Raw genomic sequence first — 23,755 nt, forward strand, 5'->3', positions numbered from 1 at the left:
TAGCATTGTGAGAGCAAGCCAGGTATTGTGAGGGGTTTACTTTTCCCCGTCATGGCGGTCTCACGAATTGAGGTTGTTTCATGTCTGAAGGCGTCGACGCCCCAGGTCGGTATAGGGGAACGGGAACAGGGGAACTTCTGCGCGTGGGGCTTGATATCGGCTCCACCACGGTCAAGGCCGTGGTTCTTGGAGTCGAGGACGGGCTGGATCAGGCCCTCTTCAGCGACTATCGCCGACATCACGCCAATGTTCGACAGTGCGTGGCCGAGCTGGTCACCGACATCAGGATCGCCCTCTCCAGGGTCGGGCTGGCGAAGAACCCGATCAGTCTCGTCATCACCGGTTCCGGAGGTCTGGAACTGGCCAGTCAGCTCCAGGCTGAGTTCGCCCAGGAGGTCATCGCCGAAACCGAAGCCATCAACGCCACCTATCCCGAAGGCGATGTAATCATCGAACTTGGCGGCGAGGACGCCAAGATCACCTACCTGAAGCCAACCCCTGAGCAAAGGATGAATGGTTCCTGCGCGGGCGGAACAGGTGCGTTCATAGACCAGATGGCCACCCTTCTCAACACCGATGCTTCCGGCCTGAACGAAATGGCCTCCAGATACAGGACCATCTACCCCATTGCGTCACGTTGCGGGGTTTTCGCCAAATCCGATCTCCAACCCCTGATAAACGACGGGGCGGCCAAGGAGGACCTGGCCGCGTCAATCTTCAATGCTGTAGCCACCCAAACCATATCAGGTTTGGCCTGCGGCCGACCCATCCGGGGCAACGTGATTTTCCTGGGTGGACCCCTGTTCTTCATGAGTGAGCTCAGGGAATCCTTCAAGCGCATTCTCCAGGACCGGGTCAGCCGCTACATCATCCCCGAGAACGCCCACCTTTATGTCGCTTACGGGGCGGCCATCATGGCCGGGCGCGGCGATCAGGATGATTCTGATGGTGCTGCGCAGGTGAAAACAGACTACTCACCTGATACCGACGTGAATGACCCCTTCGGCCCGGCATGGGGACTGGACCAGGAGGAGGTCGACAGGGCCAGATCCGAGAAGGCCACCGACCTGGATAGGCTGGCTCTCAAGGATGCGATGCAGGATGGCCGTACAACCAGTCTGGTCGGCAACGAAGAGGGGAGCGGGGCGGCGGTTCCGGCTGGGCGGTCCCACCCTGAGGAAGTCACACAGGATGGCTGCCGGACCGGGCATTTCGATCTGTCGTCGCTGGATGGTGTGCTTGCTGCTCTGGCCGGTCTGGAGAACATGCCCTCGACGGCCAGGACTATCCGTCCCCTCTTTCTGAATACGCAAGAGCACGAGGAGTTTGACGACCGGCATGGTGCCCAGGTCATCCCAACCGGGGATCTGACGGGGGCCAAGGGGCCGCACTTTCTGGGGATTGACGCGGGAAGCACCACCATCAAGGCCGTTCTGATCAATGACGACAAGACCATTGTTTGGTCCACCTATGGGGTCCATAAGGACAGTCCTCTGATTGCCGCCGTGGATATTGTCAGGGAGGTTCGGAAGTCCCTGCCGGATGGCGCCTATATCGCCCGGGCCTGCGCCACCGGTTACGGCGAAGGCCTGATCACCGCCGGCCTGCACGTGGACGAGGGTGTGGTTGAGACCATGGCGCATTACCGGGCGGCTGAAGAGATAAGCCCGGGGGTCACCTCGGTCATCGACATCGGTGGTCAGGACATGAAGTACATAGCCGTCAACGACGGGGTCATCGATTCAATCTGCGTCAATGAGGCTTGTTCGGCCGGTTGCGGGTCCTTCCTGCAGACCTTCGCCCAGTCCATGGGAATCAGCATTCAGGAATTCACCAGGCAGGCCCTGGCCTCCGAGGCTCCGACCGATCTGGGGTCACGTTGCACGGTCTTCATGAACTCCTCGGTAAAGCAGGCCCAAAAGGAGGGCGCCTCCCCGGAGGACATAGCCGCAGGTCTCTGCTATTCGGTGGTCAGAAACGCCTTATATAAGGTCATCAAGTTGCGTGATGCCAACGCCCTGGGGCCGGTTGTGGTGGTCCAGGGCGGGACCTTCCTCAACGATGCCGTTCTGCGAGCCTTCGAGCTGCTGACTGGTCGCAAGGTCACCAGACCCAATATCGCCGGGCTCATGGGGGCCTACGGAGCCGCACTGACGGCGCGCATGCACTGCCCTCAGAATGAGGAGATCGAAGATATCGTCGCGGCGGGTCCCCGCATGGCCCACCCATCCTTAGGGGTGGCTGACGGGGATGGGGCCAAGGGGGTCACGCCCACCACCGTCAACAAGGCCCCGGTTCCTGTCCGGGCACAGCTGTCGCAGGCTTCGGTCAACAGGATCGAATCCCGGGGTTCCGATAGCGGGCGCTCCCAGGTACCGCCGAGCGCCGGGTCCAAGAACGAGCAAGGGTTCAAATCGACTTTGCCCGGCATCCAGGTCGATGAGGGCCATGTGGTCAGTTCCATCCTGGCCGGGGATCAGCTGGACAACCTCTCCATGACCACCACCCATGATGTCTGCAAGCTCTGCCAGAACCACTGCAAGCTGACCATCACCGAGTTCGAGGACGGTGGCCGCTACGTAACGGGGAACCGTTGCGAACGGGGCGGTGACAAGAACCGTAAACGTTCCGACCGTCCCAATCTCTATGACTTCAAGTACAAGCGGGCCTTCGCTTACCGCCGTCTGACCCCAGACAAGGCCACCAGGGGCGATATCGGCATACCCCGGGTATTGAACATGTATGAGGACTACCCCTTCTGGTTCACCCTCCTGACCTCCTTGGGTTTCCGAGTCATGATTTCGGGGCGGTCCAACCATGAACTCTTCGAGAGCGGCATGGAGTCAATCGCCTCGGAGAACATCTGCTATCCGGCGAAGCTGGTGCACGGGCATATCCGCTCCCTCCTCGACAAGGGGGTCGATACCATCTTCTACCCCTGCGTCACCTATGAACAGGAGCTGGTGCCTGAAACGGACAACCATTACAACTGCCCCATCGTGGCCAACTACCCGGTGGTGATTGAGGCCAATGTGGCCGAGCTCAAGGAGGATGGCGTTCGGTTCATGCGGCCCTACTTCAACCTGTCCAACAAGGAGAAGATGGTCGAGCGGATCGTCAAGGTCTTCGATTGGGCCGGGGTGGGCGAGGAGGAGGCCCGAATCGCCGTCCAGGAGGCCTACCGTGAGGATGCCCGATTCAAGGAGGATGTCCGGCAGGAGGGGTTGCGGGCCTTGGCCTACATGCAGGAGTATGGGGTCAAGGGTGTGGTCCTGTCCGGACGGCCCTACCACGTGGATCCTGAGGTCAACCATGGCATTCCCGAGACCATCTGCTCTCTGGGCATGGCTGTGCTTTCCGAGGATTCGATCTGTGAGTTGGATGTCCATGACCTGCCCAAGCTGAGCGACTACATCATTCCCGAGGCGGGGGAGCGGGCCCTTGCCTCGAACAACCCCACGGCCGCCAAGTTCCGCAAGACCGTCCCGGGCTTTGGCGACGACCGTCAGAAGATGCCCTTGAGGGTGACCGACCAGTGGGCCTACCATTCCAGGCTGTACTCCGCTGCCGGGTTCGTCTCCGAGTATCCCGACCTGGAACTGGTCCAGCTGGTCAGCTTCGGTTGTGGCGTGGATGCCATCACCACGGACCAGGTCCAGGAGATTCTGGCCGACAAGGGCGATGTCTACACGCAGCTGAAGATTGACGAGGTCTCCAATCTGGGTGCGGCCAAGATTCGTCTGCGCTCGCTGAAGGCAGCCATGGATGAACGTCATCAACGTGATCTGGATGAGGAGGGGGAGACTCTTTCTGCTCGGGAAGTGCCTGCGAATACGGCAGACCGGGATTCCGGCCTTTTGCCTGATTCGTTCCATGTGGGAAATTCAGCTGATTCGCCAAATTCCCAGGCCATTGACGGCCGTACTGAAACAGGTGGGGCGGGTACAGGCGAGCGGTCGAAATCCGACAGGTTCAGATCGACCAACGCCCAGAGAATTAGTCTGTCGGAGCAGAAGGCCGACATCGTGGGCCTGGCCCGGTTCGTCGCCCTGCATGACAAGAGCGATCAGGGTCTGGTAGGCCTTCATCCCATGGGCATCCGGCCCATCCGAGAGACCAGGGCCTCGCAGCACAAGGGGGCTGAGAAGAAACAGGCGGAGGGTGATGGCGAACAGGGCCCGGGCGTTCAGAATGGCGGAGCCGCAGCAAAACCGACCCTGTCCAAGTATGCCACCGAGCATCGCTTCACCAAGGCGATGGGGCATAAATACACGGTGGTGGCACCGCAGATGTCACCTGTGCACTTCTCCCTCCTGGAATCGGTCTTCTCCAGTGCGGACTATCATTTCGAGCTTCTGAAGCACGCCTCGGCCGAGGACATCAACACCGGGGTCAAGTTCGTCAACAACGATGCCTGCTTCCCTGCGATCATCGTGGTGGGTCAGCTGGTCAACGCCTTCCTCTCCGGTAAGTTCGACCCCCATAAATGTGCGGTCATCGTTACCCAGACCGGCGGCATGTGCAGGGCCACCAACTACTACGGTCTGCTCCGCAAGGCCCTGGCTGATGCCGGATACGGCTATGTGCCGATCATCACGCTGAGCGTTCAGGGGTTCCGGGCCAATCCCGGTCTTCAAGTGACCCCGGCCCTGCTGCACCGTGCCGTCAAGGCCTTCTACCTGGGCGACGCCATGATAGAGTGCCTGCTCAGGGTCCGTCCTTATGAGCAGGAGCCCGGCTCGGCCAACAGGCTGTACAAGCTCTGGGACACGATCTGCAGGGAGACCATCGAGCATCATGGTTACTCCAGGACCGCCAAGAAGGTATACGGCCGTGGCTGTCTGCCCTATGGCACGCTGATGAAGCGGATGATTCAGGCCTTCGACCAGCTGCCCCTTCGCGGGATTCCCCGCAAGCCCCGGGTGGGCGTGGTCGGTGAAATCCTGGTCAAGTACCATCCGGACGCCAACAACCACGTGGTCGACCTGATTGAGAGTCAGGGGTGCGAGGCCGTGTTGCCCGGAGTCTGCGACTTCATGGTCAACGGCATCTCCAATGCCGAATGGAACGAGGAGATGCTGGGAACCGGCGGCCAGGTAGGCATCAAGAAGGTCGTGCTCAAGGCTGCGGACGCCTACCGGGCCCCCATGATTGCCGGATTCAGGGCCTCCAGGGGGAAGTTCGATATTCCGGCCCACATCAGCGAGTTGCGGGAGAAGGCGGCCTCGGTCACCTCGCTGGGGGTCCAGGCCGGTGAGGGTTGGCTCCTGACCGGTGAGATCATCGAGCTGATTCAGTCCGGTGCACCCAACATCGTCTGTGCCCAGCCCTTCGCCTGCCTGCCCAATCATGTGACCGGGCGTGGTATGTTCGGCAAGATCCGCAGGTCCTATCCAGAGGCAAACATCGTCTCCATCGACTATGACCCTGGGGCATCGGAGGCCAACCAGCTCAACCGGATCAAGCTGATGATCGCCGCAGCCAAGAAACAGGGTGACCAGGAGAAGGTTCCGGATAGGCCGTAGCCGGAGCGGGGCTGGTGGCCGCCGTTCGGGCCGCGGGCTCCTGGGATGTATTGCCCCACCCATCCGGGTGGGGAGAAAAGGACGGATCCGCCACAGGGTGGGTCTGCCCCAATCAAGGAGAGGGGATGCCCATGACCAGCCGCGAGGAGATCATGGCAGCACTGGATACCGATCGGATGTATATCGCCGATACGCCTGAGATGAAGGAGGTCCAGGACGTCCAACAGGATATGGTCTTTGCCTTCAACTCCTGCCGTCCCTCCCAGGTGGAGGAGAAGCAGGCCCTGTGCAGGAAAATGTTCGGCTCCTTCGGCGAGGGGAGCTGGATCGAAGGGCCCGTTCGGGCCAACTGGGCCTGTAATACCCATTGGGGGAGCAGGTGTTATGCCAATTTCAACCTGGTCCTGGTCGATGATGGCCGCATCGATATCGGCGACCATACCATGTTCGGTCCCAATGTCACCATCGTCACCACCGGTCATGCCATTCGGCCGGATGTGAGGGAGTGCGGAACGCCCCAGTTCACTGTCCCGGTCAGTATCGGCAGGAATGTGTGGATTGGCGCTGGTGCCATTATCATGCCGGGGGTCACCATCGGCGACAACACGGTCATCGGGGCGGGGTCACTGGTTACCAAGGACATCCCGTCCGACGTGGTCGCCTACGGCCATCCCTGCAAGGTCGTCCGTCCAATCAATGACCACGATTACGAGTACTTCTGGCGAGACCGTCGATATCGGGCACCCTTTGACGCCCGGCCGTTCAAGATGGATCCGGAGAGCTGACCTCTCATGTGCCGGCCGCTTGATATTCGGTCTCTGGCGGCCGGCTCTGCCACGGTAGGTGTGGGTCTCAGGCCCTATCTGTATATTCTGATCAGCAGCACCCATCCCAGAGCGGGGAGGGGAAGATCAGGTCCTTGAATCTACCCCATTCCTGGACGTAGTCGATTTTCGGCTCGCGCAGCAGCCGTATCTGTATACCATCCATCACCTCCAGGCTCATCCTTACCTTGCTCTGCATGTCTCTCTCCCACTCCATGCCATCGGGCAATAGCCAGGGGAATTTGGAGTAGTGCTCCCATACGCCAGATGGCCTGTGGATGAAGTAGTCGTGCAGCGGATGGCTGACTGCAATCGCTTCCGTTTCCAGGACCGTATATAGCTGGGTGAGCTCGGGCCGGCCGGCGTTGTGGGCGACCAGATAGTTGAAATAGGCCGGCAGGTGCGGATGATCGGGGTCTGAGCCCGGCAGGCCCGTTTGCATGAATTCCTCGGGGGTGCCATTGGCGTCGTAGATGTCCGTGACCAGGAGGGAGAGCAGGCCTTCCTTGCTGCCAACGTAATGGAGAATGCCCGGCTGTGACATTCCTACCTTGTCGGCGACGTCTTTGAGGGATATGCCGTTGTATCCGTGCCGACTGATGAGATAGGCGGCGGCTTGTGTGATTTCCGCCCGTCTTGCCTCCGGTGATTTTCTGGTTCGGCTCGCCATTGCTGGTTCCACTGCCTCTTTCCGAGCTCGTTGGCACCGGTGTGGTGCTGGTTGCCTGTTATCCATCGTACATTGAGGCCGTATACGGGAGTATATGCAGACAAGGCTCGGCCGGAGTCTCGCTGTGGGCGGGCGATTGCGCCGTGATGGTAAGAGTCTGTGAATCCGTATTGAGTCAACGACTTGACAAAGTTGTCGAATGGTTGTTAGATATACATTTATCTAATGACTGGTAGATATTGTTGTCTGCCTGCATTGGATTTGTCAGAGAAGACTAATTGAAAGAGGTCGACGCAATGAGCGACTCAACAACCCCGATATTGAACAATTCGGAGCTTCTGCAGGCGCATAAGGCGGCCCTCGTTGCTGCCCAGAAGGATCCGCTCTTGTCTCCCGAGACGGGCAAGCCGGTTCCCAGGAAGACCCTGTTCCGGTTTGGCGCCAGTTTCCTGGCCTTCGGTATCCTGTGGATGTCAGGCCTGGGAATCGTCAGCATTGTGCTTCTTCCCGAACATCTCAAGCAGGTTCCCGGCATCGCACCCGAGGCGCTGATGGGTATAGTCAACGCTTGCACGGCGGTTGCTTCGCTGGTCTCCAACCTGCTCTTCGGCAATTTCTCCGATCGAAGCCGCTCGCGGTACGGGCGTCGAACCCCCTGGGTCATCGGTGGTGCCGTCCTGGGTGGTGTAAGCCTGTTCCTGACGGGCATGACCACGAACCCTGTCCTATTGACCATCGTGTACTGCCTCTGCATGTTCGGCTTGAACTGCATGATCGCCCCAATGGTGGCCATCCTCTCCGACCGCGTGCCGTCAGGTGTGCGCGGAACCCTGTCCGCCTTTTATGGAGCCGGGGCCACGATCGGGTCGCCTATTGGTTCCCTGATAGGTGCCGCCTTGGTGACCCATATGTTCACCGGATTCGTCCTGGCCGGTGTGCTCATGTTCCTGGGTGGCATTGTGGCCATTCTGATCATGCCCAAGGAGGGTTCGGCTGCTTATCTGCCGAAGGACGAGGGCACCATGATGGATGTACTCAGGTCCTTCCGGCCCCCGCGTTTCCGTGGAGCCCATGACTTCTACAAGGCTTTCGCCGGTAGGCTCTGCATGCTGCTGAGCTATCAGATGATATCCGCCTATCAGCTCTATATCATCGAAAAATACGTGGGGCAAACCGTCACCCAAGCCGCCGCCACCATTTCGGTCATGTCCGTAATCACCATGGTTGTGTCTCTGTTGGGCTCCCTGGTCTCCGGCCCGGTTTCGGACATGATTGGGCGACGCAAGGTCCCGGTGGTCATCGCTTCCGTTCTCTTCGCCATCGGCATCGCCATGCCGTGGATCAGCCCCACCGTCATGGGCATGTATCTGTATGCCGGTATCGCCGGATTCGGCTATGGAGTCTATTCGTCCGTCGATCAGGCGCTCAATGTTGATGTGCTTCCCAGTAAGGAAGAGGCCGGCAAGGATTTGGGCATCCTCAATCTGGCTACCACACTGGGGCAGATGGCCGGTCCTCTGGTCATGTCCTTCATCACGCTGAACTGGGGTTATGCGGCGGCCTTCCCCACGGCCATCGTCTTCGCCCTGCTGGGATGCGTCTTTATTCTGATGATCAAGAGCGTCAAGTGATTCTGACCTCTACGGATATCCCGGTCGGGTGAACCGACCGGGATCCACAGTTGAGAGTGCATTAAGGAAGATTACGCAAAGGAGCGAAGGATTTATGAACGGAAGTACTGGGCCTATTTGGGTCTCAACCACTCGTCAGCGAGCCATGCAGGAGCAACCGCTGAGTGTCTCGACGTTGGAATCGTCCACCGATCTGGAATGGAGCGGTGCCAGATTGCAGGCTCTGAGAGGGTTCGGCGGCTGTTTTAATGAGCTGGGCTGGCTGCCCCTGCAGGAGTTGGGAAGTGAAGATCGAGAACAGGTCATCCGTGAGCTCTTCAGTCCTGACGAGCTGAATCTGACCTTCAACAGGACTCCAGTGGGTGCCAACGACTTCGCGGCGGGTTGGTACAGCTACGACGAGACCGATGGCGACTATGACCTGAACCACTTCAGCGTCGACCATGATGAGCAGACCCTGATTCCATATATTCGACAGGCCCAGAAATATCAACCGAATATGGGACTCTTTGCTAGTCCCTGGAGCCCGCCCACCTGGATGAAAAGGCCCAAGGTCTACAATTTTGGCAGGATTGACATGAGCGAGCGCAACCTTTCTGCATATGCCCGCTACCTTCTGCGTTATGTCCGAGAGTATGACCGCCGTGGCATCCACATCGACCAGCTGCATGTGCAGAATGAGGTTTTTGCGGACCAGAAATTCCCCTCCTGCCTGTGGTCCAGCGATGACATGCGCATCTTCATTCGAGACTATCTGGGGCCGCTTTTCGCCAGAGAAGCTCCGGATACCGCCATCTTCCTGGGTACGCTCAACGGTCCCGAGGACATGAAATTCGGCCCCGGGGGCATGGAGCTGGAGAACTACAACAGGTATGTGGACAACATCCTCTTCGATGAGGACTGCCGCAGATTCATCGCCGGCATCGGATACCAATGGGCCGGTCAGCATGACATCGAGCGCACCCATCTGTCCTGGCCTGAGATCGAGTTGGAGCAGACCGAGTCCGAGTGCGGTATGGGTAGCAATACCTGGGAATATGCAGAGTACATCTTCTCACTCATCAACCGGTACCTTCGTGCCGGAGCGACCTGTTACACATACTGGAATATGGTGCTCGGTCAGGGTGTATCCACCTGGGGTTGGAGACAGAATTCGCTCTTCTCGATTGATGCGGACACAGGCCAATTCACGCGAAATCCTGAATATTATGTCATGCGCCACTTCTCCCACTATGTGCGCCCGGGCGCTTGCCTGCTTGATACCCGTGGCCATTTCAGCTCGATGGCCGCCGCTTTTGAGAACCCGGATGGATCGGTTGTGGTCGTGGCCCAGAACGCGCTCGATAGAACCATGCCCTTCTCATTCTCATCGCGAGGAGGGGAAGGCGAGCTAGGCCAGGGTTTCCAGGTGATTCTGGAACCACGCTCCTTCAACACGTTCGTCCTATAGATGCAAATTGGAGCTCATCATGTCAGATAATGCGGTTCACGCCAAGGACCATTCAGCTTCGCGAGGCGATACGCGCCTTCCGGACAGCCTCATCTTCGGATGCGCCTACTATGACGAGTACATGCCCTATGAGCGGGTTGACAGGGACATGTCGATGATGAAGGCTGCAGGCATCACCACTATTCGTATCGCTGAATCCACATGGAGCACCCTGGAACCACAGCCCGGTGTTTTCGACTTCAGCCATGTGGACCGGGTGCTGGATGCCGCGGGGCGCTTCGGCCTTCAAGTTATCGTAGGCACACCCACCTATGCCGTGCCCGCCTGGCTGGTTGCCATGCACCCGGATGTTCTGGCGGACACTCCCCAAGGGCCCAACCGATATGGCGCACGTCAGATCATGGACATCGTCAACCCCTCCTACCGATATTATGGCGAGCGCGTCATCCGCAGGCTGGTGAGCCATGTGGCCGATAATCCCCAGGTGATTGGCTACCAAGTCGACAACGAGACCAAGTACTACGACTGTGTATCACCCGACATGCAGCGCCTCTTCGTCAAGTACCTGAGGCAGCGGTTTGATGATGACCTGGATCGTCTCAATGCAGCCTACGGGCTGGACTACTGGTCCAACAGGGTCGACTCCTGGGAGGACTTTCCCGACCTGACCAGGACCATCAACGCGTCCTTGGGCTCGGCTTTCGATCACTTCCGACGAAACCAGGTGAGTCGCTACCTGTCCTGGCAGGCGGACATCGTGCGCGAATATGCCCGCGACGACCAGTTCGTCACCCACAACTTCGATTTCGATTGGGGCCCCGGCTGGTCATATGGGGTCCAGCCCGCCGTCGACCATTTCGAGGCGGCCGAATGTGTGGACGTGGCCGGCGTGGATATCTACCATCCCACAGAGGACGATCTGACAGGCAAGGAGATCGCCTTCGGCGGGGACATGACCCGCAGTCTGAAGGGTGGCGCCAATTACCTGGTTCTGGAGACCCAGGCCCAGGGGCAGGACGGTTGGTTGCCCTACCCGGGTCAGCTGCGCTTGCAGGCATACAGCCATATGGCCTCAGGTGCTGATGGGGTCATGTACTGGCACTGGCATTCCACTCACAACTCTTTTGAGACCTACTGGAAGGGTCTGCTCTCGCATGATCTGGAACCCAATCCCATCTATGAGGAAGCAGGCGGTTTTGGCAGGCAGGTGGCGCAGAAGGGAGTGGGCGAGCGTCTGATCCATCTCCAAAAACGCAACAAGGTGGCCATCATGGTGGGCAATGACTCACTGACCGCTTTGGACTGGTTCGCTCTGGAGACCGGCTTCCCGCGTGAGCAGGGGCAGATCTCCTACAACGACGTGGTCAGACGGGTATACGATGCCCTCTTCGAGCTGAACATCGAGTGCGACTTCATCAACGACAAGGCCGACGAGTCCTTGCTGGAACACTATGCCATGGTCGTGGTTCCGGCCCTGTACAGCACCAGTGAGGATACGCTGAAGGCTTTGGACGCCTACGTCCGTACGGGGGGTCACCTGGTGGCCACGCTGCGCTCGTTCGTGGCGGATGAGAACCTTAAGGTCTGGCACGACAAGGCCCCGCACCTGCTGACCGATGCATTCGGCATCGATTACAACCAGTTCACCCGCCCCGGAGGGGGATTGACCCTGGATCTGCACGGCACACCCCAGGCCAAGCCGACCTGCGAGGGGCTGATTGAACTGCTGAATCCGCGTTCCGGCACCGAGGTCCTGGCTTCCTATGACCACCCTGTATGGGGACGGTATGCGGCCGTGACCCGTCACAATCATGGTCTTGGCAGCGCAGAATGGATCGGTGCTCTTCCATCGGCCCAAGGTATGCGTCTGTTGCTCTCGGATGCGGCGGATGCAGCCGGTTTGCATGGACCTGCCCGTGACCTGGCCGGTGTGGTTACTGTACGCGAAGGCATCAATGCCATGGGGGAGCATGTCGCCTACCTGCTCAATTACTCATCTGAGGAAGTCAGGATTGATTCGCCTTATGAGGGCCATCTACTGGTGTCCGGCGGACAGTCCGATTCTCAGAAGCAAGTAGATCGGGGCCAGCCTATGACCATCGGGCCGTGGGATCTGGCAATTATCGTCAAGTAGGTTCGTAAGGAAGGAAGTTGGTCTGATGACAGTGGATGCTATGGCGCAGGATATGCCCTATCGCAATCCCGACTTGGGAGTAGATGAACGGTTGAATGACCTCGTGGGCCGGATGACCCGTGAGGAGAAGGTCGGGCAGATGATGCAGGTGGATGCCCGCCAGGGAGTTGACAAGGAGGTGGTGGACCAGCATGCTGGATCCCTTCTGCATGTCTCTCCGGAGAACATGGTCAAGGCCGACGAGGCTGTCCATCGTACCCGTCTGGGCATCCCCCTGCTGATTGGTGACGACTGCATCCATGGACACTCCTTCTTCCGCGGAGCCACCATCTTTCCCGAGCAGCTCGGCATGGCGGCCTCCTTCGACCCTGATCTGATTCAGAGAATGGGTCGGGCCACAGCCAGGGAGGTGGCCACTACAGGTGTCCACTGGACGTTTTCCCCGGTTTTGTGCATAGCCAGGGACACCCGCTGGGGCCGGGTGGATGAGACCTTCGGCGAGGACCCCTTCCTGATCGGGGAGATGTCCTCAGCCATGGTGCGCGGGTATCAGGGCGGCTCGGCCTTGACGGGAAAGCTGCCCAAGGATGCCGTGCTGGCCACGGCCAAGCACTTCGCCGGCTATTCCGAGACCCAAGGCGGGCGCGATGCCTCCGAGGCGGACCTATCCCACCGCAAACTGCTCTCATGGTTCCTGCCGCCCTTCGAGCGCCTGGCCAAGGAGGGTGTGGCCACCTTCATGCTGGGGTATGAGTCCATCGACGGGGTTCCGGTCACCGTCAACGATTGGCTGCTCAGCGATGTTCTTCGCGGGCAGTGGGGCTACCAGGGGACCCTGATCACAGACTGGGACAACGTGGGTCGGATGGTCTGGGAACAGAAGGTACAGCCCGACTACTCCAGGGCCGCCGCAGCCGCTGTCAAGGCAGGCAACGACCTGATCATGACCACGCCCGGCTTCTACCAGGGGGCCCTGGATGCACTGGATTCCGGGTTGCTCCGTGAGGAAGACCTTGATCGAGCGGTCAGGCACATCCTGGCCCTGAAATTCCGTATGGGGCTCTTCGAAGATCCGCGCCTGCCGGATGTTCAGGCCCAGAAGGCGGTCATCAACTCTCCAGAGCATCAGGAGCTCAATCTCCAGGTGGCTCAGGAGTCGGCGGTTCTTTTGAAGAATGACGGCATCCTTCCCCTATTCGGCGGGGTGGATGCGGAGGGTCGTCCTCGCGATGATGCGGCGCACAGCATTGCCCTGGTGGGGCCGCTGATTGATGATGCCCAGAACCAGCTGGGGGACTGGGCCGGTGGCTCGGGTCAATGCGACTGGATCGAAGACCAGCCTCGGGAGATGATTTCGACCGTGGCAGACGGGTTGCGTCGGGTGCTGCCGGAGAACTGGACCCTGAACTGCGAGCAGGGTGTCGATATCGTCCGCTTGGTTGACGACCCGGAGGGCCCGTTCTTCCCGGACGGGCAGCCCAGGCCCAAGGTGGCTGCCCCTGCCGAAATCGATCGGGTCCGGTTCGATAAGGCCGTCAACCAGGCCAGGCAAAGCGACCTGGTGGTGGCCGTGGTCGGTGACGTGGTCCAGTTGGTGGGCGAGGGTTGCTCGACTGCCACTCTGGAACTCTACGGCCCTCAGCGCGATCTCCTGGATGCTCTGGCTCAAACAGGCAAGCCCATGATCGTTGTGCTCATGTCTTCCAAGCCGTTGATTCTGCCCCCGTCCGCACAGTCGGCCAGGGCCCTGATCTGGCAGCCTGACCCTGGTATGCAGGGTGGATTGGCCCTGGCCAGGATTCTGGCAGGCATGGTCGAGCCCACGGGCCGACTGCCCATCACCTTCCCCAGGCATGCCGGGCAGTTGCCGGTCTATTACAACCAGATTCGAGGACAGCACGGCAACCGGTATGCCGACCTGACCCAGGAACCGGCCTTCGCCTTCGGCCAGGGGATGGGTTACACCACCTTCGCGTACGGACAGCCCCAGGTCGACGGCTCGGACACCGTGGGAGCTGAAGACGTGGTCAGAGTGTCCGTTGACCTGACCAACACCGGCCAGCTGCCGGGCACCGAGGTGGTCCAGGTCTACATCAGCGACCTGGTGACCTCGGTCAGCTGGGCCGACCGTGAGCTCAAGGCCTTCCGCAGGGTTCGACTGGATCCGGGGCAGACCTGCAAGGTGGTCTTCGACCTTCCTGTGGCCGAATGGACCCTGGTTGATGCCGAATGCCGCCGCAAGGTCGAACTGGGTCAGTTCCAGGTGCTGGTGGGGTCATCCTCGCGCAGGGAGGATTTGCAGGCTGTGACGGTGACCGTCGACTGAGCTGCAATCGCCCCGGGCTGTCCGCCAGGTGCGGATATCCTGGCGTGTTGATTGCCTGTGACCTCCGCGCGCTCCTACCATGGCAGCATGAGGGAAAACGGAAGAGTTGGATATGCACACCTGTTGACGGTGCCCAATCCCCGTCATGTGGACAGCCTGGTCGACTACTTCTCTCGGGGGGCCAAGCCTGCGTCCCAGTGGCGTTTCGGCGTCGAAATAGAGCACATCCCGGTCAGCAATGACGGAAGCGATGCCCCGGTTCCCTATGAGGGGGAGCGGGGCATAGAGGCTCTGCTTTCGGCCTTGGAACCCTACTACGACGGTGATGCGGAATATCGTGAGGATGGGCACCTGGTCGGGCTGAGTCGGCCGGGCTGCGTGGTCTCCCTGGAGCCGGGAAGCCAGGTGGAGTGTTCGCTGGGTGTGGTGCGCGATCGCCAGGGGTTCGAAGACCTGTACCGCCGCTTTCGTGCGGAAGTGGATCCGATTGCCGAGCGACTGGGGTTCCGCCTGGTTGAATATGGGTACCGTCCGGCAGGTTCCTATGCGGATGTGGGGGTAAACCCCAAGGAACGGTATGCGGTCATGAACACCTACCTGGGCCGCATCGGCCAATGCGGGCCGATGATGATGCGCAGTACCGCTTCCACCCAGATCAGCATCGACTATCGGGACGAGTCCGATGCCATTGCCAAGATTCGCCTGGGTACGGCCATCGGTCCCATTCTCGCCTACTTCTTCCGGAACACCCCGGTCTTCGAGGGTGAGTCCAATCGTCTGCCCTTGCGGCGACAGAGGATATGGGATTGGCTCGACCCTCAGCGTACCGGCCTGACTTCTGGTCTGTTCGATGAAGGATTCGGCTGGGAGGACTACGCGGTTGACGTGCTGTCGACCCCGCTCATGGTGGCCGATATCTCGCACACCCCTGAGGTGGAGGGGCCAGACGGGAAGCAGGTCTTCATTGCCTGGCATGAGAACGCCGGGGACATCTATCCCGACCGGCGACTCAATGATGCCGAGATTACACATATCCTGACCACCCACTTCAATGACGTTCGATTGAAGAACTACATCGAACTCCGGCATTGGGACTCCCTGCCCATGCAGAGGGCCGGCAGGCTCCTTGAAATCGTCGGTGGCATCTTCTACGACCCCGACCGCTTTACTCGGCTGACCGGCTTCCTGGATGGGGTCGACGAGGAGAATGTGCTGCAAACCAAGGCCGACCTGCAGGTGAGGGGCGGTCAGGCCTGTCCCTATGGCCGTCCCCTGGACTTTTGGAGGCAGGTCCTGGGCGCCGAGGACACCATGGATGGCCTGCCGGGAGACCCCGAGAATACCGGGCGATTCCAGGACTAGCATTCAGCGCGAAACTGTTGAATTAGACAAACCACTGGTGCCGGGTTACACTCTGTTGTGTTGATAAAACGTTATAGCAACGTAAGCACTCAAAGGAGAGGATTCCAATGGAGGTCGTCATTCGGCACGATGCGCTGACTCCGGAACTCTATGAACGGGTGCGCTCGACTGCTGACTTTCATCCTTACCCCATCGATGATGTGAAGGCGGCCTTGGACGGTGGTTACTGCTCGGTCGTGGCCGACGTAGACGGTGAGCCAGCCGGTATAGGCCGGGTCGTGGCCGACGGGCGCATCGCCTTCTTCATCAAGGACCTCGTGGTGTTGCCCCCATACCGTCACCAGGGCGTGGGAAGTGTCATCCTCCAGGCTCTGCTGGACCGAATTGGCCAAGAGGCCTGTGAGCATGCCTACGTAGGTCTGATGGCCACCCCCGGCAAGGAAGGCTTCTACGAGGAGCATGGTTTTACCCGGCGACCCGGTCCGGGTCTGGGAAGCGGGATGGTCCTCTTTCTGGATGGTGCCCATGAAGCGCGAGTATCAACTGTAAACAAATCAAAGGAGAAGGAATCATGAATCCTACACCTGTCATCATCGATACCGACCCGGGAATCGACGATGCCGTCGCCATCGCCCTGGCATTGTTCTCGCCCCGGCTGGATGTGCGTCTGATTACCACGGTGGCCGGCAATGTCGGCTTGGACAAGACCACACTGAACGCCCTGCGGTTGCTGACCTATTTCGAGCGACCCATTCCGGTGGCCCAGGGGGCCCCCGCTCCTCTGCTGGAGCCGTTCGTGGATGCCAGTGACATCCATGGAAAGACCGGAATGGAGGGTTTCGACTTCCCTGAGCCCGATCGCTCCCTGCTGCTGAAGGAACATGCGATCGAGGCCATGCGCAAGGAGATCATGGACTCGTCCGAACCGGTCACCCTGGTGACCATCGGACCGCTGACCAATATCGCCCTCCTGCTCAAGGTGTACCCCGAGGTCGCCAAGGGGATTGGGCGGATCGCCATGATGGGAGGCTCCACTGCCCGCGGTAACCGTGGCGTCATGTCCGAGTTCAATATAGCCACGGATCCCGAGGCCGCTGCCATTGTCTTCGAGTCGGGGATCCCCATCGTCATGGCCGGTCTGGATGTCGGTCTCAAGGCCCTGGTCCTGCCCGAGGACAGCGCTCAGCTGCCTGCCATGGGGAAGGTGGGCACAATGACCCACGACCTGTTCAAGAAGTACCGCGGAGGAAGCTTCGCCACGGGTCTGAAGATGTACGATCCCTGCGCGGTCGCGTGCATCCTGGCTCCCGAACTCTTCGAATTCGCCGAAACCTCCGTTGAGGTGGAGCTGGCGCAGGGTCCGACCCGCGGTTGCACCGTCGTTGACCTGAAGGGCTATCGGAACCGCGCCGCCAACGCTTCCGTCGCTGTCGATGTGGATTCCGAAGGATTCCGGGCCTGGTTCCTGGAAGGCATGAGCAAGTGCATTTGATAACAAAAGTAAGATCAAGAAAGAGAGTCAATAGATGATTGCGGAGATCATTCTGGTTCTGGTCGTCCTGGTGGCGATCGGGTACCTGATCATCAAGAAATACAATCCGGCCCTGAGCCTGATTATCGGTGGCCTGGTCCTCCTCCTGGGTGCCTGGGCTCTGGGACATCCCCTGTATGATGCGGGCAAGGGTACCGGTTTCGGTCTCTTCGATGTCTTCATGGTATTCAAGGACACCATCCTCGACCAGCTCCAGGCCGCCGGTCTGGTCATCATGGTCCTGTTTGGTTACTCGGCCTACATGAACGTCATCGGAGCCAACCAGGTTGCGGTGAACTACATGGTCAAGCCCCTGCGTCACATCAAGCACAAGGCGCTCATCGTGCCGGCTGTCTTCCTGCTGGGTAATGTCATGTCCCTGGTCATCCCCAGCGCTTCCAGCCTGGCGATCATCCTCATGTCGATCCTCTACCCGGTACTGGTGGGCATGGGCCTTTCCTCACTGACCGCCGCCGGAGTGATTGCCTGCACGGCCACCATCATGCCCACCCCCTTGGGTGCGGACAACGTCATTGCCGCCAAGACACTCAATTACGATCTGATCGAATATGTCGGCAACAATGCCAAGATCGCCATTCCCTCCCTGCTTATCATGGCTTTGGCCCACTACCTCTGGCAGAAGTGGTGCGACCGTCATGAGGAGGGCACGGTCATTGCCGACCAGGCCGAGCATGAAGCGGAAGCCGTGCGTGATACCACCGGTATTCCCGGATACTACGCCTTCCTGCCCCTGCTGCCCCTCATTCTGATCCTCGTCATCGGTATTGCGGCCATGTTCGTCAAGGGTCTGACCATGGATATCGTGGTGCTGACCTTCATCTCCTTCTTCATCGCGGTCATCATCGAGACCATCCGCCATCGCTCCTTCAAGAAGATCCAGGGATCGGTCGTCGAGATGTTCACCGGTATGGGTCGTGGCTTCAGCCAGGTGGTCATCCTGGTCTGCGGCGGCTCACTCTTCACCACCGGTGTGCAGAAGCTGGGGCTGATTGATGCCCTGACCCACTCCGTGGAGGGGTCCACCGGAGCCGGCCTGACGGTGGCTCTGATCTTCGCTCTGGCCACCTGCCTGTTCGGCTTCCTGTCCGGTGGCGGCCTGGCCATGTTCTACGCGGTCATCGCCCTGGTGCCCGGAATCGCTGCTGCTGCGGGTGTCAACGGCATCCTTATCGCCTTGCCCATGCAGATGATCGCCAACCTGGCCCGTGGCATATCCCCGGTGGCGGCGGTCATTATGATCGTGGCTGCCAGCATCAAGGTGGAGCCCACCAAGGTGCTCAAGCGGACCAGCGTGCCCAGCATCGTGGGCATCATCAGCGTACTGGTCCTCTCCGTCCTCCTGCTTCCGTACTGATAGGCGGCGGGAATCATGCCAGGGGTCTCCCGGTGTCGATGTTGTCGGCCCTGGGAGGCCCCTGTTCGATTCCAGGTGTAGAGGTAGGTCGCCGACCGACCGTCCGGCCTCTGTGAGGTCAGCCGGGCAGGCAAGATACCTGGTGCGTGTTCAGTATCCAATGTTGAGTCTGGGCTATGCTTGGAAAGTTGCAGCTTGTCAAATGAGAAAGAGTCTTTATGGGATTTGTGACTATTCGCGATGTGGCGCAAGAAGCAGGTGTCTCCATCGCGACCGTCTCGCAGGTCCTGCACGGCAAGGGCAGATTCTCAAACAAAACCAAGACGTTGGTGCTGAACACCGTTGATGACCTGGGGTATATTCCGGACTCGAGGGCCCAGGCCATCCGTGCGTCCGATTCCAAAATGGTCGGCCTTTTGGTGCCTGATCTGCGTAACAGGTATTTCGCCGATCTGGTCAGCTCCGTTGAGGGGATTCTCTACGAGAGCGGATACAACACCCTGATCGGTACATCCGCGGAAAACGTAGAGCGTCAGGACTCTTTCATCACCAACATCCTGGGGCAGCGATTCGACGGACTGATTGTCATTCCCCAAGGCGAGAAGTCCGACGGGTTGAAGGCTCTGGTGAAGCGGAAACTTCCCACGGTCTTCGTGGATCGACGCGTACCGGGTATGGATACCATTCCCTATGTGGTTTCTGACCCCAGGCCCGGCCTGGAAGAGGCGATGGGCACACTGCGCGCCAATGGGCACAGGAAAATCGCCTACCTCGCCCACCCATCCTTGAAGTCTTTCAGCCTTAACGAGCGTGCAGAAGCCTTCAAAGCGCTGAGCCCCGACTTCTTCGGGGACGGCGGGGCCCTGACCCTCTCAAGTGATGGTACGGGTGCCTCTCTTGAAGCGGCCCTGGATAGGATTACCGAATTCGGTGCCACGGCCCTCATCTTCGGGTACTCACCTGATGCAATCAGCTGTCTGGGCATCTTCCACGACCGTGGAATCAGAATCGGATCCCAGATGTCTCTTATCTCCTTCGATGATATCGATGTCTTCAATCTCATGACCCCCAGGATTTCAATCATCTCCCAGCAGGCCGGTCACATGGGGCGCAGGGGAGTGGATATGCTCCTTGAACTGATCCGGAATGGGGTTACGGGTCTGGGACCCATGTTGAGCATCCCCACGATTTTCGTCCAGCGGGAGTCTGTGGGGAAGATACAGGATTCCGATTCCCGTACCTGAGCGGGGCCGGGAAGATGATTCATGTCATTTTCCGAGACCGCCCTGGCGGCAAACGCCCGGTGGTATATTCTTTAGGTAGTGGGCAGTGATCCGTTATCAGCGGGGAGCCTTCGGAAGAACGGGACCATTGCGATGCGTCCCCAGTAGAACCGACGGGTGGGCCCGTACAGCCCAATCAGATCAAGCGGTCCGGTACGGTTCCGTCCGGGCAAGCGAGGTGGTACCGCGGTGGACCCCAGGGTCCCTCGTCCTCGACATGGTGAATGAGCAACCAGCGAGGAGCGTGAACGGTGAATCGGACCACTGATACCTCAACCATGACAAGTCGGGGCGGCGACGTCTACCCCAAGGCGGTGGTCGACCCTGCTCTGTCCAGGGTGACACCCAACCCATCCTTCCCCGGGATGGAGGAGTCCGTGCTGGACTACTGGGACCGTGACGATACCTTCGACAAGTCCGTGGACCGTCGGCCCTCGGGCGACCATGCGGACAACGAGTTCGTCTTCTTTGACGGTCCTCCTTTCGCCAATGGTCTGCCCCACTACGGGCACCTGCTGACCGGGTACGTCAAGGACGTGATTCCTCGCTATCAGACCATGAAGGGGCGAAAGGTCAACCGGGTCTTCGGCTGGGACACCCACGGCCTGCCCGCCGAGCTTGAGGCCCAGCGCGAACTTGGCATCGACAGCGTGGACCAGATCGAGGGCATGGGCATCGAGAAGTTCAATGATGCCTGCCGTGCCTCGGTGCTCAAGTACACGGGCGAGTGGAAGGACTATGTCCATCGTCAGGCACGCTGGGTCGACTTCGACCACGGCTACAAGACCCTCGACGTCTCCTACATGGAGTCGGTCATGTGGGCCTTCAAGACCCTCTACGACAAGGGTCTGGCCTATAAGGGGAACCGGGTTCTGCCTTACTGCTGGAAGGACCAGACCCCCCTGTCCAATCATGAGCTGCGCATGGATGCGGATGTCTACCAGGACCGGCAGGACACGACGGTTTCCGTGGCGGTCAAGCTTCGGGACGAGGACGCTTATGCCGTCTTCTGGACCACCACCCCCTGGACCGTCCCCACCAATCTGGCCATCGTGGTCGGGGCCGGCATCGAGTACTCGGAGGTCAGCCCGGTGGAGGGCCCCTTCGCCGGTATGCGTTTCTACATAGCCACGGCCCGCCTGGGGGATTATGCCAAGCAGCTGGGGGAGGACTACCAGGTGGTCCGCACCCTCAAGGGGTCCGAGATGGAGGGTTGGCGGTACTGGCCCGTCTTCCCGTACTTTGAGGGGGAGCAGGCCGAGTCCGAAGGCGGCACCCCCGGACCCAATGCCTATACGATTTACACGGCCGACTACGTCGACACGGTGGAGGGCACCGGTCTGGTCCACCAGGCCCCCTACGGCGAAGACGATATGAACACCCTGAACGCCAAGGGCATCCGCAGTGTTGATGTGCTCGATGCCGGTGCCGTATTCACCAGTGTCTGCCCGGACTATGAGGGCGTACAGGCCTTCGAGGCCAATATGCCCATCATCCGCAACCTACGTGCCGGGGACGGCCCCCTGGCCAGGGTTCCCGCCGAACACCGGGCCATACTCTTCCAGGAGAAGAGCTATGTCCATTCCTATCCCCACTGCTGGCGCTGCGGCACACCGCTGATCTACAAGCCGGTGTCCAGCTGGTTCGTCTCCGTGACCAAGATCAAGGATCGTCTCCTGGAACTCAACCAGGAGATCAACTGGATTCCGGAAAACGTCAAGGACGGACAGTTCGGTAAGTGGCTGGCCAACGCCCGCGACTGGTCCATCTCACGCAACAGATTCTGGGGTTCGCCCATACCGGTCTGGGTCTCGGACGATCCCAAGTACCCCAGGGTGGATGTCTACGGCTCCCTGGAGGAGCTCAAGCGGGACTTCGGCCGCTACCCGACCGATGACAAGGGTCAGGTCAACATGCACCGACCCTGGATAGACCAGCTGACCAGGCCCAATCCTGACGACCCGACCGGCAAGTCGACCATGCACCGGATTTCGGACGTGCTGGACTGCTGGTTCGAATCGGGGTCCATGCCCTTCGCCCAGTTCCACTACCCCTTCGAGAACAAGCAGTACTTCGAGGACAGGGACCCCTGCGATTTCGTGGTGGAGTACATTGGTCAGACCCGTGGCTGGTTCTACACCATGCACATCATGTCTACGGCGCTCTTCGACCGCCCGGCCTTCAAGAACGTGATCTGCCACGGTATCGTCCTGGGGTCCGACGGACAGAAGATGAGCAAGCATCTGCGCAACTACCCGGATGTGAATGGGGTCTTCGATGAGTATGGCTCAGATGCCATGCGCTGGTTCCTGATGAGCTCCTCCATCCTTCGTGGCGGCAACCTGGTGGTCACGGCCGATGGAATCCGCGATACGGTCCGCCAGGTCATGCTGCCGGTCTGGAGTTCCTACTACTTCTACACCCTCTATGCCAATGCGGCCAATGGGGGGAATGGGTATGAGGCGCAACGGCTGACGGCGGACCAGGTCGACGACCTGCCCGAAATGGACCGCTTCCTGCTGGCCCGTCTGCGTCGCCTGGTTCTGACCGTGGAGAAGGCCCTGGATGATTTCGCCATTTCGGATGCCTGCGATGCCGTCACCGACTTCATCGATGTGCTGACGAACTGGTACATCCGCAACAATCGTGACCGGTTCTGGAGCGAGGATCACCAGGCCTTCGACACCCTCTATACGGTTCTGGAGGTCTTCTCCAGGGTGCTGGCCCCGCTCGCCCCCATGGAGGCCGAGGCGGTCTGGCGCGGGCTGACCGGCGGTGAGTCCGTCCACCTGGAGGATTGGCCCTTCCTGGTCGATGAGACCACTGGCGAAGAGACCGGGCTGGGTCAGGTCGTCAAGGACGATTCGGCCCTGGTCGCCGCCATGGAAAAGGTCCGGGAGGTTGTTTCAGCCACCCTCTCCCTGCGCAAGTCCGAGCAGATTCGCGTCCGTCAGCCCCTCTCCAGACTGACCGTCATCGACCGCGATCCCGAGGCGGCCCGGCCCTACGCGGGTATCCTCAAGTCCGAACTCAACATCAAGGATGTGGAGTTCTGCACTCTGGACCAGGCCCAGGAAGAGGGTCTGCGCATCATCCACGACCTGAAGGTCAATGCCAGGGCCGCCGGGCCCAGGCTGGGCAAGCAGGTGCAGTTCGTCATCAAGGCCTCCAAGACCGGTGCCTGGCGTGAAGAGGACGGTCGTGTGGTCGTCCAGACCCCTGGCGGGGATGTGGCCCTGGAACCCGCCGAGTATCAGCTTGACAACCGGGTTGAGCAGGAGGACGGAGCCAGGATGGACCAGTCGGTCTCGTCCGCCCTGCCGACAGGAGGATTCGTCATTCTCGATACCCAGCTCAACGACGACCTCCTCGCCGAGGGGTATGTGAGAGACCTGATTCGGCAGGTTCAGGATGCCCGTAAGGCCGCCGACCTGGATATCGCAGATCGGATAGACCTGACCCTGACCCTGCCCGAGGCCGATGCATCGAAGGCCGAGCGGTTCCGGGACCTGATCAGCCAGGAGACCCTGGCCACCGGCCTGGAGATCAGGTCGGACGAGGGTCTGACCGAGGCCCAGGTGGACCTGGCCAAGGCCTGACGCAGGGCCGGAAAAATGGGGTTCCCATCCCGTCAAGGATGGGAA

13 protein-coding genes are annotated in these 23,755 nt (G+C 60.0%); 12 read left to right on the plus strand and 1 reads right to left on the minus strand.

From position 1 onward, the window contains the following. Positions 1-80: 80 nt before the first annotated feature. Together bcor_RS01855 and bcor_RS01860 are read left to right on the plus strand one after the other, a co-directional pair. Positions 81-5,525: an acyl-CoA dehydratase activase-related protein gene (locus bcor_RS01855; RefSeq protein ID WP_051875603.1), complete on the plus strand. Its 5,445-nt coding sequence runs from the start codon at positions 81-83 to the stop codon at positions 5,523-5,525. 131 nt (positions 5,526-5,656) lie between these two features. Continuing rightward, positions 5,657-6,310 carry a sugar O-acetyltransferase gene (locus bcor_RS01860; RefSeq protein WP_033497540.1) on the plus strand — a complete coding sequence of 218 codons (654 nt, stop codon included), beginning with the start codon at positions 5,657-5,659 and terminating at the stop codon, positions 6,308-6,310. 91 nt (positions 6,311-6,401) lie between these two features. Here the strand turns inward: bcor_RS01860 and bcor_RS01865 are convergent, their stop codons facing one another. After that, complete coding sequence (locus tag bcor_RS01865) at positions 6,402-7,019, minus strand: TetR/AcrR family transcriptional regulator (RefSeq protein WP_033497519.1); 618 nt, start codon at positions 7,017-7,019, stop codon at positions 6,402-6,404. A gap of 296 nt (positions 7,020-7,315) precedes the next feature. Here bcor_RS01865 and bcor_RS01870 point away from each other — a divergent pair, with 296 nt between their 5' ends. From bcor_RS01870 to ileS, 10 genes are all read left to right on the plus strand, one after another. Further along, positions 7,316-8,650: an MFS transporter gene (locus bcor_RS01870; RefSeq protein ID WP_033497517.1), complete on the plus strand. Its 1,335-nt coding sequence runs from the start codon at positions 7,316-7,318 to the stop codon at positions 8,648-8,650. A gap of 94 nt (positions 8,651-8,744) precedes the next feature. Next, positions 8,745-10,100, plus strand: coding sequence for a glycoside hydrolase family 30 protein (locus bcor_RS01875; protein ID WP_033497511.1), 1,356 nt, complete (start codon positions 8,745-8,747; stop codon positions 10,098-10,100). Between the two features lie 19 nt (positions 10,101-10,119). Continuing rightward, positions 10,120-12,234, plus strand: coding sequence for a beta-galactosidase (locus bcor_RS01880; RefSeq protein ID WP_051875604.1), 2,115 nt, complete (start codon positions 10,120-10,122; stop codon positions 12,232-12,234). Between the two features lie 25 nt (positions 12,235-12,259). After that, positions 12,260-14,560, plus strand: coding sequence for a glycoside hydrolase family 3 N-terminal domain-containing protein (locus tag bcor_RS01885; RefSeq protein WP_033497509.1), 2,301 nt, complete (start codon positions 12,260-12,262; stop codon positions 14,558-14,560). Between the two features lie 87 nt (positions 14,561-14,647). Beyond that, positions 14,648-15,922 carry a glutamate-cysteine ligase family protein gene (locus bcor_RS01890; RefSeq protein ID WP_033497507.1) on the plus strand — a complete coding sequence of 425 codons (1,275 nt, stop codon included), beginning with the start codon at positions 14,648-14,650 and terminating at the stop codon, positions 15,920-15,922. Positions 15,923-16,029: 107 nt separating this feature from the next. Further along, positions 16,030-16,497, plus strand: a complete 468-nt coding sequence (locus tag bcor_RS01895) for a GNAT family N-acetyltransferase (RefSeq protein ID WP_051875605.1) — start codon at positions 16,030-16,032, stop codon at positions 16,495-16,497. Beyond that, a complete protein-coding gene (gene rihC, locus bcor_RS01900; protein ID WP_033497505.1) occupies positions 16,494-17,414 on the plus strand; it encodes a ribonucleoside hydrolase RihC in 921 nt (306 codons plus the stop codon). Before bcor_RS01895 ends, rihC begins: the two co-directional genes overlap by 4 nt. Before the next feature lie 34 nt (positions 17,415-17,448). Next, positions 17,449-18,828, plus strand: coding sequence for a C4-dicarboxylate transporter DcuC (dcuC, locus tag bcor_RS01905; protein WP_198181352.1), 1,380 nt, complete (start codon positions 17,449-17,451; stop codon positions 18,826-18,828). 218 nt (positions 18,829-19,046) lie between these two features. Further along, entirely contained in the window at positions 19,047-20,072 is a 1,026-nt protein-coding gene (locus bcor_RS01910) for a LacI family DNA-binding transcriptional regulator (RefSeq protein WP_033497503.1), read from the plus strand. A gap of 290 nt (positions 20,073-20,362) precedes the next feature. Beyond that, a complete protein-coding gene (gene ileS, locus bcor_RS01915; RefSeq protein ID WP_274518304.1) occupies positions 20,363-23,710 on the plus strand; it encodes a mupirocin-resistant isoleucine--tRNA ligase in 3,348 nt (1,115 codons plus the stop codon). Positions 23,711-23,755: the final 45 nt, after the last annotated feature.

The sequence above is a fragment of the Bifidobacterium coryneforme genome (assembly GCF_000737865.1).
Lineage (GTDB): Bacteria > Actinomycetota > Actinomycetes > Actinomycetales > Bifidobacteriaceae > Bombiscardovia > Bombiscardovia coryneformis.

Coding starts and splice junctions, on each gene's coding strand:
- bcor_RS01870 (WP_033497517.1), top strand. CDS start 7,316: ATGAGCGACTCAACAACCCCGATATTGAACAATTCGGAGCTTCTGCAG.
- bcor_RS01855 (WP_051875603.1), top strand. CDS start 81: ATGTCTGAAGGCGTCGACGCCCCAGGTCGGTATAGGGGAACGGGAACA.
- bcor_RS01890 (WP_033497507.1), top strand. CDS start 14,648: ATGAGGGAAAACGGAAGAGTTGGATATGCACACCTGTTGACGGTGCCC.
- bcor_RS01885 (WP_033497509.1), top strand. CDS start 12,260: ATGACAGTGGATGCTATGGCGCAGGATATGCCCTATCGCAATCCCGAC.
- bcor_RS01880 (WP_051875604.1), top strand. CDS start 10,120: ATGTCAGATAATGCGGTTCACGCCAAGGACCATTCAGCTTCGCGAGGC.
- rihC (WP_033497505.1), top strand. CDS start 16,494: ATGAATCCTACACCTGTCATCATCGATACCGACCCGGGAATCGACGAT.
- bcor_RS01910 (WP_033497503.1), top strand. CDS start 19,047: ATGGGATTTGTGACTATTCGCGATGTGGCGCAAGAAGCAGGTGTCTCC.
- bcor_RS01895 (WP_051875605.1), top strand. CDS start 16,030: ATGGAGGTCGTCATTCGGCACGATGCGCTGACTCCGGAACTCTATGAA.
- bcor_RS01865 (WP_033497519.1), bottom strand. CDS start 7,019: ATGGCGAGCCGAACCAGAAAATCACCGGAGGCAAGACGGGCGGAAATC.
- dcuC (WP_198181352.1), top strand. CDS start 17,449: ATGATTGCGGAGATCATTCTGGTTCTGGTCGTCCTGGTGGCGATCGGG.
- bcor_RS01875 (WP_033497511.1), top strand. CDS start 8,745: ATGAACGGAAGTACTGGGCCTATTTGGGTCTCAACCACTCGTCAGCGA.
- bcor_RS01860 (WP_033497540.1), top strand. CDS start 5,657: ATGACCAGCCGCGAGGAGATCATGGCAGCACTGGATACCGATCGGATG.